Raw genomic sequence first — 25011 nt, 5'->3', positions numbered from 1 at the left:
GCTGGGGCCAACCTAGCCAAACACCAAAAATGCGGCGCGTGGACTACGGGATCACGCGCCGCACCAATACCCCGCCGGCGCCGGCAGGATGCCTAGTCGGCGCCTTCCACAGCCGCCGCATCATGTTCGAGAATGTCGCCCGGCTGGCAGTCCAGATAGCGGCAAATGGCGTCCAGCGTGTCGAAGCGGATGCCCTTGACCTTGCCCTGCTTGAGCAGGCTCAGATTGGCCTCGGTAATGCCGATATATTCGGCGAGGTCCTTGGACTTGGCATTCCGCCGCGCCAGCATCACCGCCAGATTGATCTTGATGGCCATGGTCACACGAACTGACTATTTTCTTCGGCAATGGCGGCGGCCTTTTCCATCGCCCAGCCCAACGAGGCCACAATGGCGGCAAACAGCGCCATGATCAGCATGTCGCTATTGATCTGAATGGCGAGCTGACGCATGCCCGGCGGGGCGCTCCAGGTCAGCACCAGCATCAGCAGGGTAAAGCCGACCAGCTTGGCGAGGGCGGCGAGTGCCACCCCGGCGGCAAAGTCGCGCAACCCGGCTATGCCCCGCGCCGCGAAGGGACGCCCATTGGCAAATTCGGTGAAGCATACGCGCAGTCGCACCAGCGCCCAGGACAGCGGCAATACGGTCAGCACGGTAACAAAGGCCGCGCCGAAACGCTGGGTCGCGCCAAACTCACGCATGATGTCCGGCGTCAGCCCGCTCGAGCGCAGCACCTCTGCCTGGTCCGCCATGGCCCAATACAGCACCACGGCCAATGGCAGCAGGGCGGCAATGGCGACTGACGCGACGGCCAGCAGGTTGAACAGCCGCGCCGTGCGGGCGGCAACGGGAATGCTGCTGGGGTGCCCGGCAAGCAGCGGGTCGGCTTTGGTGTCGATCATCTGGGTTCTCCGCGATGACCAACAATTAATCCAAAAATTATCGTTTGACAATAAAAAATCGCTGAAAAAGAATATGGACGCATCATAGAACGATAAGGAAATCAAAAATGCGTCTGTCTCCGCTTGCCTTTGCCGGCCTGTTGCTGATCGCCACCCCGCTCATTACCCAGGCCGCGCCCACCACCAGCACCGGCCAGATATCGGTCGCCCAGGTGGTCGAACTGTCCTCGCGTTCCGGGGCTGACCCCAATGCCCGCATGACCATGATTGCCTATCTGGCGGGGGTGGGCGAGGCCACCGGCCTCATGGTGGGAGAGGCCAAGCAGCGCGGCGCCTCCGTGCAATGCAGTCGGGATTTCAACCTGGACGAGAATACCGCTCTTGCTGCAGTCGCGGCGGCAGTGCCCGACCGCGATAAATGGACCGAAACGCCGGCCACCCCGATCATCATCGCCGACATGTTCAAACGCGCCGGCTGCCGCTGATAGGCCCGCCCGCCGCCGTCGCGTCGCTATGGCGCGGCGGTTGGCGTGAACCGCTCCACCAGGGCTTTTGCCTCCGCCGGCAGCTCCCCCGAAACCTTGCGATAGACCCGGCCATTGGGCGTGCGCCGCAACATGTTGAGATCACACAGCTCCCGCCGCAGCAGCGCATAATCCTCGTAATCATGCCAGTCGCGCAGCATGGAACTGACCTCGGGCTCGCTCATCTGCACATCGTCCGGCAGATACGACCAGACCACAGCCAGCACCAGCAATTGATCACTCCGCTTGCTTGGCCAGCGCTGCAGCCGCCCACTGGCATCAAAGCAGCGCGCCACACTCGCAAGCCGTTTGGCGTCGATTGGCTGCTCCGTCATAGCCCCAGCACCTTGCGGAAATAAACCACGCGCCGGGTTTCGCTAAAGCCCAATGCACCATGCATCTGGTGGCTTTCCAGATTGTCCAGCGCCGCGTCCGAGGCAAATTCACTGCAGCCTTGCGCGCGCCCCCAATCCTCCACCGCCGCCACCAGCCCACGGGCAATCCCCAGGCGGCGACAGTCCGGCGCCACATAGATGCCCTCAAGAAACGCCACCGGCGAGGTTTTGCACCCCTCGACATAGTCGCGCCGCAGCGAAGCCTCGGCCAATCCCACCGCCCGCCCATCCGGCAGACGAGCGATAAAGTTGATATTACTCCCGGGCGCCGCCAGCAAGGCTGCGATATCGGCCTCATGCGCACCGGCCGCATTATTGGGCCACAGCGCCTGGCGCAGCTCCGCCCAATCAGCTGTATCCGCCGCCGTGGCCGCCGCGATCCTCATTGGCTGGCCCAGATAATCCTGGCGATCCATTCCACGTCCGCCATCTCGATCAGCCGCGGCTCATAGGCGGGGTTCAGCGAATGCAGCTCGATCTGCTTGGCCGTCTGCCGCGCCAGGATCTTGGCCATGACTTCGCCATCGCGCGTGCGCACCACCACCCGGTCGCCGCGCCGCACCTGCTCGGTGGGCGACACCACGATCCGGTCCCCCTCCCGATAGAGCGGCTCCATCGAATCGCCTTGCACTTCGAGGGCATAAATGCCCGCTTCGCCCGAAGAGGGCAGGGCGATTTCGTCCCAGCCCTGTCCCGCCGGAAACCCCGCACTGTCGAAAAACCCGCCCGAGCCCGCCTGCGCCAGCCCCAGCAGTGGCACGGTCGGATTGCCGGCGGACGGCCCCCCCTGGAAGAACGCACCGGTGCCGCTGAGAAAACTGTCAAACCCTTCCCCCGTGGCTTCCAGAATTTTGGAAATGCTCTCGGTGGAAGGCCAGCGCTCGCGGCCATCCTTGCTCACGCGTTTGGAGACATTAAAGGCGGTGGCATCGAGCCCGGCCAGCTTGGCCAATGCCGACACCGAATGCCCGTGCCGGCGCGCCAGCGCGTCAATGCCGTCCCAGATGGCCCTGTGTGAAAGCATGGCAGCGTCCTGTTTCAGGAAATATGTCTTATTGGATGGAAATTAGTCCTATTCCTAATCCTCTCTCCTCCCCTTGTAAAGAGGGCCCAATCCGGCTTGCCCGCCGCTGGCTCGCCCATTAGGGTCGCGGCCCATGACCACGCCAGATTTGATCTACAAAATCGCCACCGAGGCCGCTTACGCCCCTGCGCGCCGCGCCGCCTCCTTTGCGGGCATGCCGATCGACGCCCTCGACGGCTATATGCACTTTTCCACTGCCGCCCAATTGACCGAAACCCTGCGCCTGCATTTTGCCGGCCAATCGGGCCTGGTCATCCTCGGCGTGCGCGCCGCCGACCTGGGCGAGAACCTAGTCTGGGAAGCCTCGCGCGGTGGCGCGCTGTTCCCCCACCTTTATGGCGGCCCGCTGCCCGCTTCCGCCATTGCCTGGGAGGCCAGGGTCGACGTCGCCGCCGACGGCTCCTGCACACTGCCCGAGGCCGTTCGATGATCTTTTCTGCCCTCTCGCCTTTGCTGCGTCTGCCTGCTGTCTCGGGTCTCACCCAGCAGACCCTGCTCAAAATGGACGCCGAAACCGCCCACCGCGCCACCATCACCGCGCTGCGCCTGGGCCTTGCCCCCGAACAGGCCCATGCCGAGGCGCCCGAACTGGCGACCACGCTCTGCGGTATCGAGCTGAAAAACCCCATCGGCATGGCCGCCGGCTTCGACAAGAATGCCGAAGTGCCCCGCCCTCTGGCCCTGCTGGGCTTTGGCATGGTGGAAATCGGCACCGTCACCCCGCGCCCGCAGACCGGCAATCCCAAGCCGCGCCTGTTCCGCGTTCCGGGCGCCGATGGCGTTATCAACCGCATGGGCTTCAACAATGAAGGCCATGACGCCGCCTTTGCCCGCCTCAAGGGCCTGCGCGTGCCCGCCGCGCTTGGTGTCAATATCGGCGCCAATAAGGACAGCGCCGATTTCGTCGCCGACTATGTGCTGGGCGTCAAACGCTTCGCCGATCTGGCCGATTACCTTACCGTCAACGTCTCCTCGCCCAACACGCCCGGCCTGCGCAATCTGCAATCCGACGAGGCCCTGCGCCGCCTGCTCGGCGAAGTGCTGGATGCCCGCGCCAAGGCTAGAACCCGCGTGCCGGTCTTCCTCAAGATCGCGCCGGATCTGGACAAAAAGGAACTCGACGCCATCGCCAAGGTCGTGCTTTCAACCGACCTCGATGGCCTGATCGTGTCCAACACCACCGTGACCCGCGACGCCATTGCCGGCCTCGAAAACGCCAATGAAACCGGCGGCCTCTCCGGCAAGCCGCTGTTCGAACTCTCCACCCAACGCCTCGCCCAGATGCGGCAGCGCGTCGGCACACTGCCGATCATTGGCGTCGGCGGCATTCATTCGCCGCAATCGGCCCTGGCCAAATTCGAAGCCGGCGCCGACGCCATCCAGCTCTATTCCGCCATGGTCTTCGGCGGCCTCGACCTGCTCGACCGCATCAAGCGGGGCCTGGTCGCGGCAGTGCGCGCCGAGGGCAAAACCAATATCAGCCAGCTGGTTGGCGCCCACACGGCGGATTGGGCCTCCGGAAAAGCTCGGCTCTAGGATTTAGAAGGCGATCGAGGCGGGCAGGGCGATTTTCCACCTCAAATGGATATTGCGGGTGCGCAGCGTCTTGGGCGGTCATTAGTCGGTAGCGGCCGCGAGGCTTCGCTCAGGGACACACTTGCAGGTCTTGCCGATCCTCGTCCGAAGCAAACCCCGTGCCCCAGTTGCGCATACTGAGCAGCACCGGCTCGAGCGAGCGCCCAAGCTCGGTCAGTTCATATTCAACCCGGGGCGGCACTTCGGGATAAACAATGCGGTTGATCACGCCATCCCGTTCCAGTTCGCGTAATTGCAGCGTCACCATGCGCGCGGTGGCATTGGGCACCATCCGGCACAGCGCATTGAAGCGCAATTTGCCGCCGAGCAGGTGAAACAGGATCACCGGTTTCCACAGGCCCCCGATCACCGAAAGGGTCACTTCCACCGCGCAACCGGTGCGGCCGGCTCTGCGGCGTGGGCGGGTCAGAACAGGGGTGCTATCATTCATGATAGTACATGTTGCCTTTGTACGTACTGTTATCCGATGCATTGAAGACCTAGTTAGGCTGGGAAACAAGAGGAACGTGCAAAATGAAAGCTGCCTGGTATTCCAGCAAGGGTCCCGCCCGCGACGTATTGCAAGTCGGCGAACTGCCGACGCCGACGCCTGCGCCCGGCGAAGTGCTGATCCGTGTCCGTGCCTCAGGCGTCAATCCATCCGACACCAAGGGCCGCAGCGGCAACGGCGCCACGGCCTTCCCCCAGATCGTACCCAATCAGGATGGCGCCGGCGAAATTGTCGCCGTGGGCTCCCCCGAACTGGAGGGTCGCATCGGCGAGCGCGTCTGGTTCTACGAATCCCAGCTTGGCCGCTGGAACGGCTCCGCCGCCGAATATACCACGCTCCCCGCCCACAAGGCCGTTCGCCTACCCGATGGCGTCAGCTTCGAGGAAGGCGCCTGCCTCGGCATTCCGGCGATGACGGCCTATCGCTGCGTCTTCGTCGATGGCCCGGTAACGGGCAAGACCGTGTTCGTCTCCGGCGGTGCCGGCGCCGTTGGCCGCTACGCCATCCAGTTTGCCAAGCTCGGTGGTGCCCGTGTCATCGCCTCGGTCGGCAATGACGATGCCGCCGCATCAGCCACCGCGGCCGGCGCCGATCTGGTCCTCAATCGCCACACCGATGACCTGCCGGCCCGCGTTGCGGCGTTCACCGGCGATCCCAAGGGCAGGGGCGTCGATCGCTTCGTCGAAGTCGCTTTCGGCGCCAATCTCGAGCTGATCGGCAAGACCCTGGCTCCCAACGGCGTCGTCGCCACCTATGCCAGCGATGCGGTGCCCGAACCGACCATCCCCTTCTGGCCGATGGTCTTTCTCGATGCCACCATCCGCTTCGTGCTGGTCTATGTCATGTCCGCCGAGGCCCATGCCGAAGCTGTAGCCGGCATCAGTGCGGCCCTGGAGGCCGGCCAGCTGACCCACCAGATCGGCCGGGTCCTGACCCTCGACGATATCGTCGCCGCCCACGAATCCGTCGAACGCGGCGACCTCGGCAAGACCGTGATCATGCTGGGCTGAGAGTTCGCGTCCAATTCCCTCCCCCGCGCGGGGAGGGAGAATTCTGGTGGCCTAATTGCCCTCATATCCCGAGCAAACCTTCGCTGCCTGCACTTCCACGTCGCGCGGGTCCAGTGTGGCGGTGGGATTGTCGCGCTCGATCTCAGCGCTGACCACACCCACACATTGCCCAAACCCCGTCGGCCGCAACACAACTGCCCCGGCCACCACCACGGCGCCCAGCACGATCGCAACAGCCAGAACCAGCGTCTTGCACATGCTCACCGCTCCACCATCAGCTCGATCACCACATCCGCCCGGTCCTGCGAAGCGCTGACCAGGTCATAATTCGGCAAATCATTGCGCTCGATATGCGCCGCATTGCGTTCGGGGGTAAACAGACCCTCCTCGCCATGCCGTTTCATCAGCCGCTGGCGCACCAGCTCGCGCGGCACATCGATAAACACCGCATAATCGAGCAGCGCCCTGACGCCGGCAAACGGGCCCTCGCTCAGCAGCAGATAATTGCCCTCTGCCACCAGCACCCGCACTTCGGGCTGCACGGCAAAGGCATCCTCGACCACGTCTTCGATCTTGCGCGAATAGCCCGGCCCGCTGACCACGCCCGTCGCGCTCTTCAGATGCTGCAAAAAGTTGACGAATTCCGCGCCCTCGAACGTATGCGGCGCGCCCTTGTAATCGGTCTGCCCCATGGCCTCGAGCTTGGCATGGCGCATATGAAATCCATCCATCGGCACCAAAGCGGCGCTGCCGGGATGGGTGGCATTGAGCATGGTCACCAGCTCCGCCGCCAAGGTCGATTTGCCCGTCCCCGGCCCGCCCGCCAATCCGATGGCGATGCGCTTATGGGCCAGGCTTTCCATTTCCAGAATATGCGGCACCAGCCGCGACAGCGCCTGCTGCGGCGTCAGCTTGAGCCGGCCCGGGCCCATCAGCGCCTCTTGAGCAGGCGCAGCACGATCCAGATCGGCACCACCAGCGCGGCGCCCGCCAGCGTGTAGCTGACCATATTGCCCAGCACGCCCGTGCCATCGCGCAAGGCGTCTTGCACCAGCCGCACCGCGCCCTGCACGACATCGCGGGCATCAAAGCCCAGCACCGCCATGACAAAGCCCACGATCAGCGACAACACCACCAGCCGGATAACCAGCCCGCCCGGCCGCTCGCCCAACAGGCGCTCCAAACCGCTGCGCTGGCGCGGCTGGCTCTCATATTGCTCGCTCATCGCTGAACCCTCACATGCTCTGTTGAGTTACTTGGCGATCATATAGGCTCTTTTATGATTTGCAGAAGGGGTTGCGCTTCTGTCGGAGCCAAACTTGGTTGATCTGCCGCCCATCATCGCCAACTGGTTCACCGCCAAAGGCTGGTCCCCCCGCGCCCACCAGCTCGACGTGCTCGCCAGCTGGAACGCCAATGCCTCGGCGCTCCTCATCGCCCCCACCGGCGCCGGCAAAACCCTCGCCGGGTTCCTGCCCAGCCTCACCGATCTGGTGGACGGCAAGTTCGAGGGCCTCCACACCCTCTATATCTCCCCGCTCAAGGCGCTGGCCGTCGACGTGCAGCGGAACCTCGCCACCCCCATCGCCGAGATGGGCCTCAGCATCAAAGTCGAGACCCGCACCGGCGACACCCCCGCCAGCCGCCGCGCTCGCCAACGCTCCAATCCGCCCCACATTCTGCTGACCACGCCCGAGCAATTGGCGCTGCTGATCAGCCATCCCCATGCCGAACTGTTCTTCGGCTCGCTCCGCCGCATCGTGCTCGACGAACTGCACGCTCTGGTCACCTCCAAGCGCGGCGAACTGCTCTCCCTCGCTCTGGCCCGCATCACCCGCCTCGCGCCAGACCTGCGCATTACCGCGCTCAGCGCCACCGTCGCCCGGCCCGATCTGCTGCGCGACTGGATCGCCCAACCGCTGCAAGACAGCGACACCCACCTGCTTACCGCCACCGGCGGCGCGCCCCCGGTGCTCTCGATCCTCCACACCGAACAGCGCCTGCCCTGGGCGGGTCACTCCGCCAATTACGCCCATCGCGATCTCTACGAGACCATCAAGCAGCACCGCACCACGCTGCTTTTCGTCAATACGCGCAGCCAGGCCGAAATGCTGTTTCAGGGTCTCTGGGCCATCAATGATGACCTGCTGCCCATCGCGCTGCATCACGGCTCACTCTCGGTCGAACAGCGCCGCAAGGTGGAAAGCGCCATGGTCTCCGGCGCGCTCAAGGCGGTGGTCTGCACCTCAACCCTGGATCTGGGCATCGATTGGGGCGATGTCGATCTGGTCGTCCAGGTCGGTGCGCCCAAGGGCAGTTCGCGCATGCTGCAACGCATCGGTCGCGCCAATCACCGGCTCGACGAACCCTCCAAGGCCGTGCTGGTGCCCTCCAATCGCTTCGAAGTGCTCGAATGCGAAGCCGCCGTCGAAGCGGTCGCCGAAAGCCATCAGGATAGCGAAGACCCGGTCTCGGGCGGTTATGACGTGCTCGCCCAGCACATTCTGGGCATGGCCTGCGCCGCGCCCTTCACGGCCGACGATCTCTTCGCCGAAATCAGCCATGCCTGGCCCTATCGCGATCTGCCGCGTCCCCAATTCGATCGTATTCTCGATTTCGTCGCCACCGGCGGCTATGCCCTGCGCGCTTACGAGCGCTATGCCCGCCTCAAGCGCACCGAGGACGGCTTATGGCGTATCGCCAATCCGCAGGTCGCCCAGCAATACCGGCTCAATATCGGCACCATTATCGAAGAGCCCATGGTGCGGGTGCGGCTGGTGCGGGGCAGGGGCTTCAAGAAGGGGCAGAGCAATAGCCCCATTGGTGCGGGCGGCCGCGTACTGGGCGAAATGGAGGAATATTTCTTCGGCACATTACTGCCGGGCGATACCTTCATGTTCGGCGGCGAAATCGTCGCCTTCGAGGGCATGAAGGACAATGAGGCTTTCGTCAGCCGCGCCCAGGCCGCCAATCCAAAAATCCCCTCCTATATGGGCGGCAAGTTCCCGCTCTCGACCTATCTGGCCGATCGCGTCCGCCGCATGCTCGATAGTCCCCAAAGCTGGGGTGTGCTGCCCGACCAGGTCAGCGATTGGCTGCGCCTGCAGCGCGATGTCTCGGTGCTGCCCCGCCGCGATAGCCTCTTGGTCGAAACCTTCCCACGCGGCGCGCAGAATTTTCTAGTCTGCTACCCCTTCGAGGGGCGCCTCGCGCACCAGACCCTGGGCATGCTGCTTACCCGCAGGCTCGAACGCGCCCGCGCCCGTCCCCTCGGCTTCGTCGCCAGCGAATATGCCCTCGCCATCTGGGGCCTGGGCGATCTCTCCGCCCTGATCAAAACCGGCCGCCTCTCGCTCGATGACCTTTTCTCCCAGGACATGCTGGGGGATGATCTCGAAGACTGGCTCGATGAATCGGCCCTAATGAAACGCACCTTCCGCAACTGCGCCATCATCGCCGGGCTGATCGAGCGCCGCCACCCCGGCAAGGAAAAGACCGGCCGCCAGATCACCATGAGTTCAGACCTGATCTATGACGTGCTCTACCAGCACGAGCCCGACCACATCCTGATCCAGGCCACCAGACGCGACGCGGCCCGCGGCCTGCTTGATATTGAACGGCTGGGCGACATGCTGGCGCGCATCCGCAACCACATCGTCCACCAGCCACTCGAGCATATCTCCCCGCTCGCCGTACCCCTCATGCTCGACATCGGCCGCGAACCGATTTTCGGTGAAGGCCGCGAATCAGCTATGGCGGATGCTGCAGATGAATTGATGCGCGAGGCCCTCGGCCAATCGTGAGCCAGGCATTATATCAAAGTCAGATAACGGAGACCCCGTTGCTGCGCTTTGCCGGACACAATTTTGAGCCGCTCCCCTCCGGCGCCCTCTATTGGCGCGCCGAGGCGACTTTGCTTGTCGCCGATCTGCATCTCGAAAAGATGAGCAGCTTCGCCCGCGCCGGCCAGCTTCTGCCCCCCTACGATACTGGTCTCACCCTGCGCCGCCTCGAGGCAGATTTGCGCCGCACCGGTGCGCAGCGCCTGATTTCACTAGGTGATAGTTTTCACCGCGTCGATGCTAGCAGTCAGTTAACCAATTCGGACCGGATGCACCTCGATGCGCTCACCGATCTGGTCGATTTTACCTGGCTTTCCGGCAACCACGACCCGGCCCCACATGCCCTCGGCGGCATCTGCCTGCCCAGCCTCGAACTCGCCGGCCTGACCCTCTGCCACGAACCACAGCGCGGCATTTCTGGCTTGATTTCCGGGCACTTGCACCCTGCCGCCCACATTTTCATGGCCGGCCGCTCCACCCGCCGCCCCTGCTTCGTGCACGACAATCGCCTGCTGATCCTGCCTGCCTATGGCAGTTCCACCGGCTCGATCAACATTCTATCCCCGCCCTTCATCGGCCTACTAAACTGGCCCTCGCTTGAAGTCACGATGTTGGGAAAAGACCGCACCTATCCGATCAGCCCCAAGCGGTTGGTGCGGGGCTAGACCCCGCACCGTTGGGATTTACACCGCCGGGCGGAACGCGCCGTTCTGCCAGCCTTCGAACTTGCCGGTGAAGAAGTCGATATCGCTGAAGCCGAGCAGGTTGAGCACGGTGAAGCTGTGCGAGAGTTGCAGGCCACCGCGCGTGAAGAGCACCACGCGTTTGTCCGGCGTCACGCCGGCCGCGGCATAGAGCGCCTGCAATTCCTCGGGGGACTTCAGCACGCGATCGCCATCGAAAGTGTCGTCCCAAAACACATTGACCGAGCCAGGAATGTGGCCAGCGGCATAGTCGGAGGGCGAGCGCACGTCGACCACGACGACATTGGGGTCAGAGGCCAAAGCCTTGACCTCATCGGCATCGAGGAAGGCAGGGCCATTGCCGGTCAGCGGCGTGCCCTCGAATGTGTAATTGGCGAGCGAGACCTGCTGGCCGGCGCGCGGATCGCGGCTCCATTCGTCCCAGCTCGCGTCGTAGAGCACGACATTTTCATAGCCCAGATTGCGCAGCGCCAGATAATTATTGGCCGCAGCGACGCCACTACCGCAATAGGAAACCACCTCGCGATCGGGGCTGACGCCGGCCGTATCGAGCAGGCGCTGCAGCACGGGCTGAGACTGCAGGGTAGCCGTTTTGGTCAACAGGCTCGACGCCGGCAACGCCTGCGCGCCCGGAATATGCCCATCCTCATAGGCATCGAGATTGCGGCCATCGATGATGACCGACCCGGCGTCGCCAATCTTGCCGGCCACATAATCCTTGTCGACGCGGATATCGTTCCTGCGGGTCAGCGTGAATGTGGTCGCCGCAACCTGCGGCACATCCTGGGTCAGCCCGCCCTGCCAGGCGCCGATGCCGCCATCCAGCACATGCACATTTTCAAAGCCGGCATAGACGAACGCGACATAGGCGCGGCCGGGCAGGGCCGTGGTGTCATAGATCAGGATCGTGTCGTCATAGCTCAGGCCCGCTGCCCCGAGCAGGCGTTCAAATTCTGCGTCGGCGGCAAATTCGTTACGGATGCCATCGCTTTCCGAAACGTTGAGCGCCTGCCAGGGCAGGTTGATGGCGCCAGTCACGTGGCCTTCGGCATAGGCCGTGGGCGAGCGCACGTCGATGAGCTTGGCGCCCTCGGCAATCAGTGCCTCGAATTCCGCCTGGCCGGTAATGATGGAGGCCTGGGTTTGCGCCTGGGCCGCGACAGTCATCAGGACCATGCCGGCCGGGGCCATGCCGAGCGCCAGGGCATTGAGCGACAGCGCCGTAACAGCAGAGCGCAGGAAGGGTTTGACGGTCGAACGGTGTGCAGTCATTTCAGCCTCCAGATGTGGATGGCCGATTATCAACTAACTCGATAGACATTCACAGCGCATGGCTTTGCTTATGTCCCGCGCGGGAGGAATATTGCTTTCTCTCCAAAGCCATACGGCGGAAAAAATCAGCGCCTGAACAACACGCCGCCCAGCCAGCCGGTGAACAGCGCCAGCGCCACGCAGACCAGCCCATAGAGCAGCGGCTGCTGCACCGCCGACAGCGCCAGGAACCGCTCAAACCCGATCTTGCGCACCGCAAAGCCTTCCGACTTGCGCGCAATCACCTTGCCGTCCTTGAACACATAGGTCAGCGCAATATAGGGCCCCGGCGGCGCATTGCTGGGCAGGGTCAGCCGGGCCGAATAAAAGTTGTCCGCCAGGAAGTTGACGCCGCCTTCATTGACCCCGAACAGCCCCTGCTCGGTCATCAGTCGCACCAGTTCGCGCCCGAACACGGCAGTCTTCCACCAGCCCGCATCATTGGCCACCAGCGTATGGGCCTCGGGCAGAATATATTCGGTGGTCAGCGTCGTGATATCGGTGATGTCGCGCAGTCGCGCGCTCGACAATACCTGGAAATAGCTTGGAAAATTGTCGAATTCGACCTGGTCTGTGTTGAGCCAGATGCCAAAATTATTGGTCATCTGCCGCGCCACCCGGTTCTGTGTCGGCCCCAAAACGACCACCACCACATGGAATGGCCCGGTCACGAATTTCTGCTCGGACCCGGCATCCGGCATGATCGTGCCGAAAAAATTCATCCGCTCGCCATCAAAGCTCGAGGTGATCTCGACGCTGTCATTGGACAATTGCGAGACCAGCCGTTCGGCCCGCGCCGTGCCGGCCAGCAAGAAAGCCAGCATGAGGGCCAGCCACCATTTCATCGCGCGCCACCCAGCACGGCCATGCTGAACGGATCGGCCGGCGCCAATATCAGCGACAGCCCGAAGCGGATCGCCACGGCCAGCACCAATATGGCCAATAGCCCCCGCAATTGCTCGCCGCGCAAATGCTTGCCCGCCGAAGCCCCGAATTGCGCCCCCGCCGTGCCGCCCACCATCAGGCAGAAAGCCAGCATGATATCGACGCTTTGGCTCTGCACCGCATGCAGGATCGTGGTCGCCGCCATCATCGCCACCACCTGCGCCAGCGAGGTGCCGATCACCACATTGCCCGGTACCCGCAGCAGATACACCAGCGCCGGCACCATGATGAAACCGCCGCCAATGCCCAGCAGCGAGCCGACAAAGCCGATGAACAGCCCGATAATCAGCACCGGCAAGACGCTGATATAAAGCCGGCTCTTCTTGAACCGCACCCGCATCGGCAGCCGGTGCATCCAGTTATGCTGGTTGGGCAGCCGCTCGCGGACCACCACGCCCTTGCGCTGCTTGATGATGGCGCGGATCGCCTCGTTGAGCATCAAACTGCCCACAAAGCCCAGCAAAACCAGGAAACCGACGGAAATGAACAGGTCGAGTTGCCCGGCATCGCGCAGCACGGCAAAGGTCGCAACGCCGCCGAACGCCCCCAGCACGCCCGACAGCACCAGATACATGGCCAGATGCAGGTCGATGCCGCCGCGCCGGTAATGACTAAGCGCCCCCGAGGTGGAGGCCGCTACCACCTGTCCGGTGACCGAAGCCACCGCAACCGGTGCCGGCACGCCGGAGAAAATCAGCAGCGGTGTCAGCAGGAACCCCCCGCCCACGCCGAACAGACCCGACAGGAATCCGACTGCCCCCCCGATCCCCACAAGGAAAAAGAGGTTCATCGATAGCTCGGCGATCGGCAGATAGACCTGCAAGACCGTGGGTTCCGTTCAATAGATTCGTCGCCCGCACCTCTTTTTGAGGGCGAGCGACGACAACAATATGGCCGGTCGGGTTAGCAGCGCCTAAACCCTTTTGAAAAAAGGGCGGGTGGCGGAATTTTTATCCGTCAGACCGGCTGGCTGCCCAGGACGGCCAGCAGGCGCGGATTGATCTTGCCGCTCGGAGCCATGCCTGTGCCGGTCTCGAAGGACTTGATGGCTTCGGCTGTCTTGGGGCCCGCCAGGCCATCGGGCGTGCCGACATCGAAGCCCAGCTTGACCAAAGCCTGCTGCACCTTGGACACTACATCCTTGGTGCTGATGGCCTGACCGGGATCGAAATCCTTGGCCCAGGTGCCCAGCGGTGCGAAATTGGCAGCCAGGTCGATCGGCTCGGCCGTCCAGCCTGCAATGTCGGTGCCCAGGCGCTTGATCGCGTCGGCGGTCAGCGACTTGGCGATGTCGTCGCGCGCCTTGCCGGCATCGGCATCCCCGCTGCGCGCTGCCAGCGAAAACCACTTGTAGGACTGCTCGAAATCCTGGTCGACGCCCAGCCCGCGGGCATAGAGCATGCCCAGGTTGAACTGGCTGTCGGTCATGCCCAGCTTTGCCGCCTTGGTGAACCACTCGGCTGCCGTCTCGAATTCCTGGTCGCCCAATTGCCCGCTGGCATAAAGCGCAGCCAGATTATGCATCGCCATGCGATTGCCCGCCTCGGCGCCGCGCTGGTACCAGAGCTTGGCGACTTCGATATCCTTTTCGACGCCCGTGCCGGCCTCGTAGAGATTGCCCAACCGGTATTGCGCGGGCACGAACCCCTGCGCCGCCGAGCGTTCATACCATTTTGCCGCCTCGGCATAATCCTGCTCGACCGCGCGACCCTCGGTATAGATGGCGCCGATCTCAAATTGTGCCCGCGCATCGCCGTCAGCGGCGGCCTGCCGCAATTCCACGGGGCCAAGGGCCTCGGGCGGCAGCTCGAAACTCTCGGGTGCCGCCGCGGCAATGTCGGGGATACGGTCGGCCGTTGCGGCTTCCGGTGTCGCGGCCACGCTTTCAGGCATGATTGCGGCCTCATCGGCCACCGGCAAAGTCAGCGCCGCGGGGATCGGGGCGGCAGCAGGCTTGCTGAAGCTCATCGGCGTGCCCGAATTGATCGAGCCCACCTGGGTGGTATCGATCATGTCGATCACCCGTGGGGTTGCCGTCGAGACATCGCCCACCGGCTGGTCGGCCGTCGGCGTCGGGTCGATCATCGTGCTTTCGACTGGCGGTGGCGTTGGCGTGGCGCGCGCCGCGTTCATGCGCTGCATGACCAGGTTCAGCGCCAGCATCGACACAGCCACCAGCGTCGCCGCCAGCAGCAGCGGGCGGCGATTGCGGGTCAGGAAACTCTGGCGCGGTGCAATTTCCTCGCCCGGCAGGCCGATCTCGGACAGCAGCGGCGCGGCCTCGGCCTTTTTGGTCTTCTTTTCCTTCACCGGCTTGGCCGGCTTCTCCGCTTTTTCAGCAGGCAGTGTAGCGGCTTGCTCGGGGTTTGCAGTCGGCTTGACCCGGGCCAGGGCGCGGCCGATCAGCGAATTGGTCGATGCCGCTCCGCCGGATGCCTCCTGCCGGGCAAGCTGGGCGCGGCGGGCTGCGGCAACGAATGTGCTGGTGCTGCTCTGGGCAATTGGGGCTTCCACGCTCGGGGCAGGGGCCTCGACCGGCTCGGCGACAAAGGGGTCGGTGCTGGTGCTGGTGGCAAAGCTCGATTGCGGCTGGGGCGGGCGTTCCACCTTGTCCGGGTCAAACATCGGCCGCGGCATGATCGGGGCTTCGGACGCCAGCGGTTCCGGCGCAACACGGCCACTGACTTTGGCTTCGAGCGCAGTACGCACCGGGCCGGCATTGGCAAAGCCGGGATCGGTCAGCGGCGCGTCCACCGACGGATTGGCCGGCATGACATCGGCATCCTTGGTGGGCTTGATGGCGGCCAGCGCGGCTTTCACTTCGCTCAGGCTGTCGCCACCCACGGGCTTGAGGTCGGCTCGGAACGCCGCCAGCGGCCGCGTGTCCCGGCGATTGGCCAGGGCCGCTTCCAGCCGGGTCAGCCGTTCGGCCGTGTCCTTGCCTGCCGTGTTGAACAGCGCCGCCATCCGCTCTTCGAGCGCGGACATATTCTCGGGGTCGATCCCGCCCACAGCACCAGCCGGCGCCGCCTTGGCGGCGCGCTCCGCGATCATGTCGGCCAGCTTGTCATAATCGGGCGCCTTGCTGGCGCTTTTGAGCAGGCCGGTAATCTGGCTTTCAACGCTTTTGAGGCTATCGGCGCCGAACATGGCCACCGGGGCCGGCGCCTTGCGGGTCATCGCGTCGCTGGTGCGTTCGGCCACCATAGTGGCCAGGGCTTCGAGCCCGGAAATATCCTGCTGCTGGCTATAGAGCTTGGCGAGGCCATCGAGCTGGGCGCCGGTCTCGTCCATGCGCTGCATCAATAGCTTGAGCTGGTCTTCGACCTGGCCCTCACCGGCGCGCTTGCTCAACGCCTCGATCTGGGTCTCGATCTTGGCAAAACGCGGCTCCATGCCGGCCAAAACCGCATCGCGCAGTGCCGCAATATCCTTCTTGAGCCCGGCAACGTCGCCATTGGCTGTTTTTAGCCCACCGATCTGGCTGGCCAGCGCATCGACCTTGCCCACCAGCAATTCAGGTTGCCCGCTGCCAGCCTGCATGGCCTGGGTAAACCCGGCCATTTCCGCGGTCAGTTTCTCGAAATCGCTCGACGACAGGGCGACATTCTTTTCGATCGAATCGATCCGGTCATAGACATTGCGCACGCTTTTTTCGATCGCATGCATGGCGGGCGCCAGGGCACCGGTGCCGTCCACCATTTCCGTCGCAGCGCGATCCTCGCGGATGACTTCGCGCTCCATCTGCTGGGCCTGCAATTCGGCAAGCTTGGCCACCGTGCCCGAAACATCGTCCAGCCGCTTGTTGATCGTGCTGAGATCGACCCGTGGGGCCTCCTCGATCATGGCGCCGAGCGCCGCGATCTGCACTTCGAGCCGCTTGACCTGGCCCGTTTCGCCTACGGCGCCGGCCAGCAATTCCACCACATGGGCCAATTGCTCGACTTGGCTCGCCACTTCGCGGATATCGCCATCGGCGGCACGCTGGGCATGCAATTCATCCTCGAGCCGTTCCAGCCGCCCCGAAAGCCCGCCCACCAGGGCGCTCAATTCCCGGAATTCGGGCATATCGGCCGGCCGCCGGCCCAAAGCCGCCGCGGTCCCCGACATCTGCCGCCCACGAATTTCAGCAATGGCCGAACTCAGCGGATCGCGATCATCGTCCGGCTCCATGCCACGGTCGCTGAAACGGTCCACCGCGCGCTTGACGGTGCGCAGGGCCTCCTGCCGCCGTACTATCGGCTCAGGACGCTCGACCTGGTCGCGTAGATTGCGCACCCGCTGGCTCAATCCGCTCAGGCCCGGGTCGACCCGCTCGGTCTGCGCGTAGCGCCCCTCCACCTGGTCCAACAGCGCCACCAATTCGCCACGCAGCGCCTGCCACTCGCCGGCGCGCGGCTCGTTGTCAGGGTCGGTGATGTCCGAAGTCTGGTAAGCGCGGGCCATGGTCAGTCCCTGTCATGAATCGACGTGCCCCTCGCGATTCAACACGAAGGTATGACGGTCACTCTTGGGAAAACATGGTAAAGAACCCGTTAAGCATTGCTGCAATATGCAAGACCATGAAGCGATTTGCGCCGATTTTTAGGGCTGTTGCCTATCTGAATCCGCAGTATTGCTGACTTGGGACTGCCACGGAGAGAGCCCGGCTTATGACTCGTCGCCGCATCATCATTGTCGATGACCATCCTTTGTTTCGTGCGGCGCTGCGGCAAACCCTGGCGGGGGGCGATGCGACGGTCAGCGTGGAAGAGGCCGGCGATCTTAATGGCCTGAGCGCTTCGCTCGAAACCGATCGAGATTGCGACCTGGTCCTGCTCGATCTCAACATGCCCGGCGTACGCGGCTTTTCCGGCCTTTTGCTGCTGCGCGCGCAATATCCCGACATTCCGGTGATGATCATCTCGGCCGTCGAGGACGGTACCGTGGTGCGCCGCGCTTTCGAGCTGGGCGCGGCCGGGTATCTGCACAAATCGGTCGGCCCCACCGAAATCCGCCGCGCCATCGAAACCGTTTTGTCCGGCGAGGTCTTTGTGCCTGATGGCATGACGCTGGGCGGCGAGGACAACCAGACCGCCCTGATGCGGCGCCTCTCCACCCTCACGCCCCAGCAGGTTCGCGTGCTGATGATGCTGAGCGACGGGTTGATGAACAAGCAGATCGCCTACGAGCTCACCATTTCCGAGGCGACCGTCAAGGCGCACGTCTCGGCCATCCTGCAAAAGCTCGACGTCGATAGCCGCACCCAGGCCGTCATCGCCGCCGCCCGCATCGAGGAAGGCCAGTTCGAGGCGCTGTTCTCGACTGGCGGCGAGAAGGCCTGAGCCTCACACCGCCCGCTTGGCCGCCCGTCCGCTCTGATTGGCCAGCCCGCTGATTGCGGCCCGCAACGCCGCCGGCTTGACCGGCTTGGTCACCACGGCAATGCCGCGATCCTCAGCCAAGGCTCGCACTGCCGGGCTGCGGTCTGCCGTCACCAATGCCGCCGGCAAATGCCCGCCCAGATTGTGCCGCAGCCATTCAATGGCATCGAGCCCCGAGGTTTGCTCGAGGTGATAATCCATCAGCACCATATCGGGATACCACCCCTCCAATAGCCGCTCGCGGTCGATCTGCTTGAGCGATAGCGCGGTTCGCACATCGCAGCCCCAATGGGTCAGCAGCCCCTCCATGGCCTCCAGGATTGCCCGTTCATTGTCGACGCACAGCACCTTGACGTCGAGCACGCCCACATTGCTCTCGCTGGGCTCAATTCCGCTCTCGATACTGGCCTGGGTCGAGCGCGACGCCGGCAGGAACAGCGAAAAGCGCGAGCCGCGGCCCTCCTGGCTGTCGAGCTCCAGCGTCAGCCCCAGCGTCGCCACCAGGCGCTGCACGATGGAAAGGCCCAAGCCCAAGCCCTGCGCCATGCGGGCGCCGCGGTCGAGCCGCGAAAATTCGGCAAACACCAGCTTGTGCTGATCCCTGTTGAAGCCGATGCCGGTATCGATCACGTCGATCCGGATGCGATTGCCGCGCCGCCGGGCCCCCACCAGTACCTTGCCGCCGCTGGGCGTATATTTGATCGCATTGGACACCAGGTTCTGCACGATGCGCCCCACCAGCATGCGGTCGGCCAGCACCACGGACTGGGTGTTCACGATGCGCAGCGTGATGGCCCGCTCCCGCGCCATGGGCGCGAATTCCACTTCGATGCGCTTGAGCAGGTCCCGCGCGCTCACCGCCGTCGGCGCCGGCCGCACCGCGCCGCTATCGATGCGCGAAATATCGAGCAGCGCCGACATGATGTCTTCCACCGCCGTCAGCGAGGCCTCGATGGAATTGGCCAATTCGGCGAAGGCGGTCGATTTGGCCTGTTCGATCAGGGTGGAGGTATAGAGCCGCGCGGCATTCAGCGGCTGCAGCAGATCGTGGCTCGCCGCCGCCAGAAACCGCGTCTTGTCGTGATTGGCGGCGTCGGCTTTGGCTCGCGCATTTTCAAGCTCGGTATTGACCCGGGTCAGCGCCGCGGTGCGTTCTTCCACGCGCCCTTCCAGCGACTGGTTCATCCGCTCCAGTTCGCGTTCGGCCCGCACCCGGGCGGTAACATCGGAAAAGCTGATGACCAGCCCGCCATCGGGCAGGCGCGAGGAGTGAAATTCCAGCGTCTGGCCAGTATTGCCCAGCCGCTGGGTCACCGTCGAGGGCAGGGCGGTCAGCAGGTTGATGCGCTCGATGGCCAGCCGCGCGGCATCGCCTCGCCCCAGATCCCCGCGATCCCCCAGATAGAGTGCGATATCGAAGAGCGGCGTGCCCGGCCGGACCAATTCCTCGGGCAGCGCCAACAGCGTGTTGTAGCGCTTGTTGGAGGTGACCAGCCGCAGCCCGCTATCGAACACGGCCACCCCTTGCGGAATGTGATCCATCGCCTGGGCCAGGCTGGCTGGCATGATGTCGCGCTGGCTCGGCATGGAAGTCTGAACGCTCCGTTGTGGTGGCGACTATCCGCCCCTCTGCCAGGCCGCGCAAGATCGACTCTCGACCCATTGCCTTGTTGCCGCTAGTAATAAATCCTTAACCCGCCACGAGTGCGGCAGATGCCGACGGGGAAGTGGCGGGTCAAAATAACGGAGAGGGCTTCTCATGCTAAAGGAATTTCGTGACTTCGCCATCAAGGGCAACATGATCGACCTGGCTATCGGCGTGATCATCGGTGCTGCCTTCGGCGCCATTGTATCATCGCTTGTCGACGATGTTTTCATGCCGCTGATCGGCCTGATCATCGGTGGTATCGATTTCTCCAATCTGTTCATTGTGCTGCACAATCCCGGTGACGTTGCCGTTCCCTCGCTCGCCGCCGCCAAGGCGGCCGGTGTTGCCACGCTGAATATCGGCCTGTTCATAAACGCAATCGTGAAATTCACCATCATCGCCTTCGTGCTGTTCATGGTGGTCAAGGCCATCAATTCGCTCAAGCGCAAGGCCGCTGCCGAGCCGGTGGAAACCGCTCCTGCGCCGACCAAGGAAGAAGTGCTGCTCACCGAAATCCGTGACGCGTTGCGCGCCAATCCACGCTGAAAATCCAGAGGGGCCGGAAACATTCCGGCCTTTTTCTTGCCGCAATCATAGGACGAAAGTCTGTTGACCTTGGGTAAAGAGGTAAATATACCTAGAAACTAGGTAGTGACTCCTACGTGTTGTCCCGATGGGACGGCAGGAACACTTAGTGCAAAATACCGGGGCGATTTTCACCGCACGAATTCCGCTTCGTCACGCAGACCGGCGGCAGCGAGTGGCAGCGCGACATTGGAATCAAGCTGCAGGTGAATTTTTGAATTAAGCGAAACTTGCCAACTGGGCAGAGAGGGCAAAATGAGCGACCAGACTTATTATCATTCGTTTCTCAACCGCGACCGGCTGATCCACATTGTCGATGCCGATCCATCCACCTGCGAGGCGCTGAGCATTCTGTTCAGGCTCGAGGGTTTTCAGACAAGCTTTTCACTCGATGCCAGCCATTTTCTGGCCAGCCTCGATCGCCGCCGCCCCGATGTGGTGGTGATCAATCTGCGGCTCGGCGAGGAAAGCGGGCTGGCCCTGCTGCGTCGTATCAAGGCCATGCGGACCGGCACGCCGGTGTTCATGCTGTCTGACATTCCCCAGCTCGACGCGGCCGTAACCGCCATGAAGCTGGGTGCCTCCGACGTTATCAGCAAGCCCATCGACACCGAGCATTTCCTGGGCGTCGTGCGCGATGCCCTGCGCCGGGATGTGCATCTGGGCGCCATGCAGGGCGGTCGCCGCCCGGTCGAAGTGCGCGGCTTCTCCCAGCTCACGCCCCGCGAGCGCGAGGTACTGCAATTGATCACCAACGGCCAATCAAACAAGGAAGCCGGCCGCGAACTGGGCATTTCCCCCCGCACTATCGAAGTGCACCGCGCCCGGGTGATGGAAAAACTCGGCGCCCGCAACACCGCCGATCTCATGCGGATCGTATTGACGAGCTAGGCCTTTAAGGGGGAGTGACTTCGCAGCTTGCGCTGTTCCCTCCATTCATCGTCATCACCCGGTTTGTCCGGGTGATCCATCTCTCAGCCTGTGCGGAAGCGTGGATTGCCCGAACAAGCCGGGCAATGACGATGGACTTGGCTTGGGAGAGCGCGGCGAAGTCCTAAAGAGACCCTCGACGGGTCGTGAAACTACCCGCCCGTCGTCGGCAGCGTCAGATCGCCCGAGGTCAGTTTCCGTGCCGTGATCGCCGCATCGGCCCGCTCGCGCGGCAGTTCCAGGCTTGTCCACACACTCACCAAAGCATGGCGCAGCTCGAAGATCATTTCATCGGTATGCAGCGGGGTGGGGGTAATGCGCAGCCGCTCGGTGCCCTTGGGCACGGTGGGGTAATTGATCGGCTGGATATAGATATTGTGCTTGTCGAGCAGCATGTCGCTGGCCGCCTTGCACTGGCGCGCATCGCCCACGATCAGCGGCACGATATGGGTTTCGGTTTCCATCACCGGCAGGCCCGCATCGGCCAGAATCGCCTTGGTCAGTCGGGCCTGGCGCTGGTGCAGCATGCGCTCCTGCCCATTGCCCTTGAGGTGCTCGATCGAAGCCCGCGCGGCCGCGCACAAAGCCGGGGGCAGGGCCGTGGTGAAAATGAATTCAGGCGCATAGGACCGCACGGCATCAACGATGGCACGATTGGCCGCGATATAGCCGCCCATCGTGCCAAAGCCCTTGGCCAGCGTGCCCTCGATAATATCGATGCGCTCCATCAGCCCGTCGCGCTCGGCAATACCGCCGCCGCGTGGGCCATACATGCCCACGGCATGGACTTCATCGATATAGGTTAGCGCGCCGAATTCCTCGGCCAGGTCGCAGATGTCCTTGATCGGGGCGATATCGCCATCCATCGAATAGATCGATTCAAAGCAGATCAGCTTGGGCCGCTTGCGATCCACCTGCATCAGCAATTCGCGCAGATGCGCCACGTCATTGTGCCGGAAGATGACCTTCTGCATGCCCGATTGGCGCACGCCCTGGATCATCGAGGCATGGTTGAGCTGGTCGGAAAAAATCACGCAATCGGGCAATAGCCGCGCAATGGTCGAGATCGCCGCCTCGTTGGACACAAAGCCCGAGGTGAATACCAGCGCCGCTTCCTTGCGGTGCAGATCGGCCAGCGAGCGCTCCAGCTCCACCAGCGGGCGATTGGTGCCCGAGATATTGCGCGTGCCGCCGGCGCCAACGCCCAGCTTGCCGGCCGTCTCCTGCATGGCCGCGACCACCTTTTGGTGCTGGCCCATGCCCAGATAGTCATTGGAGCACCAGATGGTGATCTCGCGCGCATTGTCGGCGTCGTCGCGATAGATCGCCTTGGGGAAATGCCCGGCCACCCGTTCGAGATCGGCGAAAACGCGATAGCGTTTTTCCGCCCGCAGCGTATCCACTGCGTCTTCGAAGATACCGCGATAGTCCATTCGAACGTCCCTTTGTGCCCTGCCGCGGCCGATCCTTTGCCGGTCTGGCAGAATAGAAGAGTACCTAATCCTCGCGGCCAGCCATTGACATAGGTCAATTCGCCGCGCGGCTTTGCGGGGTCCGTCCGTGGGGGGCGGTCGCGAGCAACGTCAGACTCATTCTAAAGTGCAAAGGCTCTGCTGCCAATGCTTTGCATAGACTTTTGGCAAGCCGTCTTGCACGCCCCTCCGCCTCACGCTACCACTCCGGCGGAGGAGCCGTCATGACCCGATTTGCCCACTATCCCAGCCTGACCGGCATGCCGGTCGTTATTTCCGGCGGCGCCTCCGGCATCGGGGAAAGTCTGGTGCGCAATTTTGCCGCCCAGGGCGCCAGGGTCGGCTTCGTCGATATCGCGCTCGATGCCGGCGAAAAGCTTGCCGCCGAGCTGGTCGGGCAGGGCCAGGAAGTGCTGTTCACCCCCTGCGATGTCACCGAAATCGAAATCTACCGGGCCGCGATTGCCGGCTTTGCCGCCGCCCATGGCGATGCGCTGGCACTGGTCAACAACGCCGCCCATGACCAGCGTCACGATTGGGCCGATGTCACCCCCGCCTATTGGGACGATCGCATGGCGGTCAATCTCAAGCATGCCTTCTTTGCCATTCAGGCCGTGGCGCCGGGCATGGTCCGCGCCGGGCGCGGCTCGATCATCAATACCGGCTCGATCAGCTGGATGATCATGTCCTCCCGCATCCCGATCTATGAAACCGCCAAGGCCGCTGCCCATGGGCTCACCCGTGCCATGGCGCGCGAATTGGGCGGCTCGGGCATTCGCGTCAATTCCCTCGTCCCCGGCTGGGTCATGACCGAGCGGCAATTGACCCATTGGCTCGATGCCGAGGGCGAGAAGCTGATCGACCAGAACCAGGTGCTGGCCGGCCGCGTCTATCCTGACGATATCGCCCGCATGGCCCTGTTCCTTGCGGCCGATGACAGCGCCATGATTTCGGCCCAGCAATTCGTCGTCGATGGCGGCTGGGCCAATGCTTGAACCTCATTCTCGTTCATCACTTGTTCAGCATATTTGATTCATCACCTTCCTGCCGCATTCCATCCGCAAAACGGGCACTTAATCCTTCAGGGGGACAATCGATGAAATCCAAGATTCTCGTGGCTTTTGCCGCGACGTTGGCGCTGACCGCCTGCACCACCAATCCCTATACCGGTGAATCCCAGCTCTCCAACACTGCCGGCGGCGCGCTGATCGGCACGGGTGGCGGCGCCATTGCTGGTGCCTTGGTGGGCGCAGCCGTGGGCGGCGATCCGCGCGTTGGCGCGCTGATCGGCGCTGGCGTGGGTGGCCTCACCGGTGCCGCCATCGGCAGCTATATGGATCAGCAGGAAGCCGAATTGCGCGCTCAGCTGCAGGGGACCGGCGTTTCGGTGACCCGCGTTGGCCAGCAGATCATCCTCAACATGCCGTCCAACATCACCTTCGCCACCGACCAGTCGAACGTGCAGCCCCAGTTCAACCAGACTCTGGTCTCGGTGGCCCTGGTGCTCAAGAAGTTCGACAAGACCATTGTCGATGTCTATGGCCACACCGATAGCCAGGGCGATGACAATTACAATCTGTCGCTGTCCCAGCGTCGCGCCGTTTCGGTCGCCACGATCCTCGCCAATCAGGGCATCGACCAGCGCCGCTTCTTCATCGAAGGCAAGGGCGAATCAAGCCCGATCGCATCCAACGCCACCGAACAGGGCCGCGCCCAGAACCGCCGCGTCGAAATCCAGATCTCGCCTATCAACGGCTGATCGGACCTCTATCCAAAATGAAAAGCGCGGCCTTGATGCCGCGCTTTTTTATTGCGCCGGCGCCACCGGCTCCACCACCGGGGCAGACGTTGGTGTCGCCGGCTGCACATCACTGCCCGGCGCACCATTGAACATTTGCAGCACCAGCAGCACTGCGATCACGATCGCCAGCCCCACCACGCCGTAAAGCCACCAATTGGTCGGCCCCGTCGCGCCCACGGTCTCGTCATGCTCGCCCGCCACCTTGATCGGCGTGCCATCCGGCAAGTCGACACGCGCGCCATTCTCGTCGATCAGATTGTCCACATTGGCGACAGTGGGCGTCGGAGTCTTGGGTGCATCGGCCATGTTCGTCTCCCTCGTTTCTGCCGATTCAATGCCCGTTGCAGGCAGCGGTTCCAAGGCCGCGCCCACACCGGGCTTTTCGATCACGCTTTTTCTATCGCGGAACC

The 25011-nt window shown here is 63.4% G+C and carries 27 protein-coding genes; 11 read left to right on the top strand and 16 right to left on the bottom strand.

What is annotated here, in order from left to right; translation table 11 throughout:
• Positions 1-92: 92 nt before the first annotated feature.
• Together ACI3KW_RS10490 and ACI3KW_RS10485 are read right to left on the bottom strand one after the other, a co-directional pair.
• Complete coding sequence (locus ACI3KW_RS10490; protein WP_404848019.1) at positions 93-317, bottom strand: helix-turn-helix domain-containing protein; 225 nt, start codon at positions 315-317, stop codon at positions 93-95.
• 2 nt (positions 318-319) lie between these two features.
• The gene (locus ACI3KW_RS10485) at positions 320-901 is read right to left on the bottom strand and encodes a hypothetical protein (protein ID WP_404848018.1); all 582 of its coding nucleotides are present in this window, start codon (positions 899-901) and stop codon (positions 320-322) included.
• Between the two features lie 107 nt (positions 902-1008).
• Between ACI3KW_RS10485 and ACI3KW_RS10480 the strand changes: the two genes are divergently transcribed.
• Entirely contained in the window at positions 1009-1386 is a 378-nt protein-coding gene (locus ACI3KW_RS10480; protein ID WP_404848017.1) for a chlorophyllide reductase, read from the top strand.
• 26 nt (positions 1387-1412) lie between these two features.
• On the opposite strand, the gene ACI3KW_RS10475 is transcribed toward ACI3KW_RS10480, so the two are convergent.
• Genes ACI3KW_RS10475 through ACI3KW_RS10465 form a run of 3 tightly spaced genes read right to left on the bottom strand, consistent with a single transcriptional unit; the run spans position 1413 to position 2844 of the window.
• Positions 1413-1760 (bottom strand): DUF2087 domain-containing protein, encoded by a 348-nt coding sequence (locus ACI3KW_RS10475; RefSeq protein ID WP_404848016.1) that lies wholly within the window; start codon positions 1758-1760, stop codon positions 1413-1415.
• Positions 1757-2206 carry an aminoglycoside 6'-N-acetyltransferase gene (gene aac(6'), locus ACI3KW_RS10470; protein WP_404848155.1) on the bottom strand — a complete coding sequence of 150 codons (450 nt, stop codon included), beginning with the start codon at positions 2204-2206 and terminating at the stop codon, positions 1757-1759. Before aac(6') ends, ACI3KW_RS10475 begins: the two co-directional genes overlap by 4 nt.
• Positions 2203-2844, bottom strand: a complete 642-nt coding sequence (locus ACI3KW_RS10465) for a helix-turn-helix transcriptional regulator (RefSeq protein ID WP_404848015.1) — start codon at positions 2842-2844, stop codon at positions 2203-2205. The genes aac(6') and ACI3KW_RS10465 overlap by 4 nt, the downstream gene beginning before the upstream one ends.
• Positions 2845-2977: 133 nt before the next feature.
• Between ACI3KW_RS10465 and ACI3KW_RS10460 the strand changes: the two genes are divergently transcribed.
• Positions 2978-3334 (top strand): DUF952 domain-containing protein, encoded by a 357-nt coding sequence (locus tag ACI3KW_RS10460; RefSeq protein WP_404848014.1) that lies wholly within the window; start codon positions 2978-2980, stop codon positions 3332-3334.
• Positions 3331-4440, top strand: a complete 1110-nt coding sequence (locus ACI3KW_RS10455; protein WP_404848013.1) for a quinone-dependent dihydroorotate dehydrogenase — start codon at positions 3331-3333, stop codon at positions 4438-4440. Before ACI3KW_RS10460 ends, ACI3KW_RS10455 begins: the two co-directional genes overlap by 4 nt.
• A 109-nt stretch (positions 4441-4549) precedes the next feature.
• Here ACI3KW_RS10455 and ACI3KW_RS10450 read toward each other — a convergent pair whose 3' ends face one another.
• The gene (locus tag ACI3KW_RS10450; RefSeq protein ID WP_404848012.1) at positions 4550-4930 is read right to left on the bottom strand and encodes a winged helix-turn-helix transcriptional regulator; all 381 of its coding nucleotides are present in this window, start codon (positions 4928-4930) and stop codon (positions 4550-4552) included.
• An 83-nt stretch (positions 4931-5013) separates the two neighbouring features.
• Between ACI3KW_RS10450 and ACI3KW_RS10445 the strand changes: the two genes are divergently transcribed.
• The gene (locus tag ACI3KW_RS10445; protein ID WP_404848011.1) at positions 5014-6000 is read left to right on the top strand and encodes an NADPH:quinone reductase; all 987 of its coding nucleotides are present in this window, start codon (positions 5014-5016) and stop codon (positions 5998-6000) included.
• A 51-nt stretch (positions 6001-6051) separates the two neighbouring features.
• Here ACI3KW_RS10445 and ACI3KW_RS10440 read toward each other — a convergent pair whose 3' ends face one another.
• Genes ACI3KW_RS10440 through ACI3KW_RS10430 form a run of 3 tightly spaced genes read right to left on the bottom strand, consistent with a single transcriptional unit; the run spans position 6052 to position 7225 of the window.
• Positions 6052-6258 (bottom strand): hypothetical protein, encoded by a 207-nt coding sequence (locus ACI3KW_RS10440; RefSeq protein ID WP_404848010.1) that lies wholly within the window; start codon positions 6256-6258, stop codon positions 6052-6054.
• Positions 6259-6260: 2 nt separating this feature from the next.
• The gene (locus tag ACI3KW_RS10435; protein WP_404848009.1) at positions 6261-6932 is read right to left on the bottom strand and encodes a nucleoside/nucleotide kinase family protein; all 672 of its coding nucleotides are present in this window, start codon (positions 6930-6932) and stop codon (positions 6261-6263) included.
• Positions 6932-7225 carry a DUF6460 domain-containing protein gene (locus ACI3KW_RS10430; protein ID WP_404848008.1) on the bottom strand — a complete coding sequence of 98 codons (294 nt, stop codon included), beginning with the start codon at positions 7223-7225 and terminating at the stop codon, positions 6932-6934. The genes ACI3KW_RS10435 and ACI3KW_RS10430 overlap by 1 nt, the downstream gene beginning before the upstream one ends.
• Positions 7226-7319: 94 nt before the next feature.
• On the opposite strand from ACI3KW_RS10430, the gene ACI3KW_RS10425 reads away from it, so the two are divergent.
• Both ACI3KW_RS10425 and pdeM read left to right on the top strand, forming a co-directional pair.
• Complete coding sequence (locus ACI3KW_RS10425; RefSeq protein ID WP_404848007.1) at positions 7320-9803, top strand: ligase-associated DNA damage response DEXH box helicase; 2484 nt, start codon at positions 7320-7322, stop codon at positions 9801-9803.
• Positions 9804-9841: 38 nt separating this feature from the next.
• Positions 9842-10507, top strand: a complete 666-nt coding sequence (gene pdeM, locus ACI3KW_RS10420; RefSeq protein WP_404848006.1) for a ligase-associated DNA damage response endonuclease PdeM — start codon at positions 9842-9844, stop codon at positions 10505-10507.
• Positions 10508-10525: 18 nt separating this feature from the next.
• Here pdeM and ACI3KW_RS10415 read toward each other — a convergent pair whose 3' ends face one another.
• From ACI3KW_RS10415 to ACI3KW_RS10400, 4 genes are all read right to left on the bottom strand, one after another.
• Positions 10526-11818, bottom strand: coding sequence for a sulfurtransferase (locus ACI3KW_RS10415; protein ID WP_404848005.1), 1293 nt, complete (start codon positions 11816-11818; stop codon positions 10526-10528).
• A gap of 125 nt (positions 11819-11943) precedes the next feature.
• Entirely contained in the window at positions 11944-12702 is a 759-nt protein-coding gene (locus tag ACI3KW_RS10410; protein WP_262169753.1) for a TIGR02186 family protein, read from the bottom strand.
• Positions 12699-13625 (bottom strand): sulfite exporter TauE/SafE family protein, encoded by a 927-nt coding sequence (locus tag ACI3KW_RS10405; RefSeq protein WP_113123769.1) that lies wholly within the window; start codon positions 13623-13625, stop codon positions 12699-12701. The genes ACI3KW_RS10410 and ACI3KW_RS10405 overlap by 4 nt, the downstream gene beginning before the upstream one ends.
• A 134-nt stretch (positions 13626-13759) precedes the next feature.
• Positions 13760-17248 (bottom strand): peptidoglycan-binding protein, encoded by a 3489-nt coding sequence (locus ACI3KW_RS10400; protein WP_404848004.1) that lies wholly within the window; start codon positions 17246-17248, stop codon positions 13760-13762.
• A gap of 206 nt (positions 17249-17454) precedes the next feature.
• Between ACI3KW_RS10400 and ACI3KW_RS10395 the strand changes: the two genes are divergently transcribed.
• The gene (locus ACI3KW_RS10395) at positions 17455-18126 is read left to right on the top strand and encodes a response regulator transcription factor (RefSeq protein ID WP_113123771.1); all 672 of its coding nucleotides are present in this window, start codon (positions 17455-17457) and stop codon (positions 18124-18126) included.
• Positions 18127-18129: 3 nt separating this feature from the next.
• Here the strand turns inward: ACI3KW_RS10395 and ACI3KW_RS10390 are convergent, their stop codons facing one another.
• Positions 18130-19752, bottom strand: a complete 1623-nt coding sequence (locus tag ACI3KW_RS10390) for a hybrid sensor histidine kinase/response regulator (protein WP_113123772.1) — start codon at positions 19750-19752, stop codon at positions 18130-18132.
• A 172-nt stretch (positions 19753-19924) separates the two neighbouring features.
• On the opposite strand from ACI3KW_RS10390, the gene mscL reads away from it, so the two are divergent.
• Complete coding sequence (gene mscL, locus ACI3KW_RS10385; protein ID WP_404848003.1) at positions 19925-20359, top strand: large conductance mechanosensitive channel protein MscL; 435 nt, start codon at positions 19925-19927, stop codon at positions 20357-20359.
• Between the two features lie 294 nt (positions 20360-20653).
• Positions 20654-21289 (top strand): response regulator transcription factor, encoded by a 636-nt coding sequence (locus ACI3KW_RS10380; protein WP_404848002.1) that lies wholly within the window; start codon positions 20654-20656, stop codon positions 21287-21289.
• A gap of 191 nt (positions 21290-21480) precedes the next feature.
• Here ACI3KW_RS10380 and hemA read toward each other — a convergent pair whose 3' ends face one another.
• Positions 21481-22761, bottom strand: a complete 1281-nt coding sequence (hemA, locus tag ACI3KW_RS10375; RefSeq protein ID WP_113124037.1) for a 5-aminolevulinate synthase — start codon at positions 22759-22761, stop codon at positions 21481-21483.
• 263 nt (positions 22762-23024) lie between these two features.
• Between hemA and ACI3KW_RS10370 the strand changes: the two genes are divergently transcribed.
• A complete protein-coding gene (locus ACI3KW_RS10370; RefSeq protein ID WP_404848001.1) occupies positions 23025-23795 on the top strand; it encodes an SDR family NAD(P)-dependent oxidoreductase in 771 nt (256 codons plus the stop codon).
• Between the two features lie 101 nt (positions 23796-23896).
• Positions 23897-24559, top strand: coding sequence for an OmpA family protein (locus tag ACI3KW_RS10365; protein ID WP_404848000.1), 663 nt, complete (start codon positions 23897-23899; stop codon positions 24557-24559).
• A 48-nt stretch (positions 24560-24607) separates the two neighbouring features.
• Here ACI3KW_RS10365 and ACI3KW_RS10360 read toward each other — a convergent pair whose 3' ends face one another.
• A complete protein-coding gene (locus ACI3KW_RS10360) occupies positions 24608-24907 on the bottom strand; it encodes a hypothetical protein (protein ID WP_262169745.1) in 300 nt (99 codons plus the stop codon).
• Positions 24908-25011: the final 104 nt, after the last annotated feature.

Source organism: Devosia sp. ZW T5_3 (assembly GCF_044987315.1).
Lineage (GTDB): Bacteria > Pseudomonadota > Alphaproteobacteria > Rhizobiales > Devosiaceae > Devosia.
Note: the sequence above shows the minus strand (reverse complement) of the source record. Positions and strands in the feature narration are given on the sequence as shown.